We start from the raw sequence: 1,162 nt of genomic DNA on the forward strand, positions 1-1,162 counted from the left end.
GACGAAGGCGCTTGAGGGTGTGCGGGTGTTGGACATGACGCATGTGCAGTCGGGGCCGTCGGCGACGCAGTTGCTGGCGTGGCTGGGGGCGGATGTGGTGAAGGTGGAGGCGCCGGGCGGGGACATCACGCGCCGGCAGCTGCGGGATCTGCCGGGCGTGGACTCGCTGTATTTCACGATGCTCAACTGCAACAAGCGGAGTATCACGCTGAACACGAAGACGGAGCGGGGCAGGGAGATCCTGACGGAGCTGATCCGGCGCTCGGATGTGATGGTGGAGAACTTCGCGCCGGGTGCGGTGGACCGGATGGGCTTTACCTGGGACCGGGTCCAGGAGATCAACCCGCGGATCGTGTATGCCTCGATCAAGGGGTTCGGGGAGGGGCCGTACACCGGTTTCAAGGCCTATGAGGTGGTCGCGCAGGCGATGGGCGGTTCGATGGCCACCACCGGTTTCCAGGACGGGCCGCCGATGGCGACCGGCGCCCAGATCGGGGACTCCGGCACCGGAATCCACGCCGTCGCGGGGATCCTGGCGGCGCTGTTCCAGCGCGAGACAACGGGGCGCGGGCAGCGCGTCAACGTCGCCATGCAGCACGCCGTGCTCAACCTGTGCCGGGTCAAGCTGCGGGACCAGCAGCGCCTGGCCCACGGGCCGCTGGAGGAGTATCCCAACGAGGACTTCGGCGACGAGGTGCCCCGCTCCGGGAACGCCTCCGGCGGCGGCCAGCCCGGCTGGGCCGTCCGGTGCGCGCCCGGCGGGCCCAACGACTACGTCTACGTCATCGTCCAGCCCGTCGGCTGGAAGCCCCTCGCCCGGCTGATCGGCCGGCCCGAACTCGCCGCCGACCCCGAGTGGGCCACCCCCGAGGCCCGCCTGCCCAAACTCCCCAAGATGTTCCAGCTCATCGAGGAATGGACCAGCGCCCTGCCCAAATGGCAGGTCCTGGAACACCTCAACACCCACAACATCCCCTGCGGACCCATCCTCTCCACCAAAGAAATCATCGAGGACCCCTCACTGGCCGCCAACGACATGGTCGTCACCGTCGACCACCCCGAACGCGGCCCATACCGGACCGTCGGCAACCCCCTCAAACTCTCCGACTCCCCCAACCACATCACCACCTCACCCCTCCTCGGCCAACACAACAACGAGATC

General features: G+C 68.0%; 1 protein-coding gene. It reads left to right on the forward strand.

Going from position 1 to position 1,162, the window contains the following annotated elements:
• Positions 1-1,162 (forward strand): formyl-CoA transferase (frc, locus tag IG08_RS0153145; RefSeq protein ID WP_030622043.1); only part of this gene is annotated, 1,162 nt, incomplete at both ends.

The organism is Streptomyces fulvoviolaceus (assembly GCF_000718165.1).
GTDB classification, from domain to species: Bacteria; Actinomycetota; Actinomycetes; order Streptomycetales; family Streptomycetaceae; genus Streptomyces; species Streptomyces fulvoviolaceus.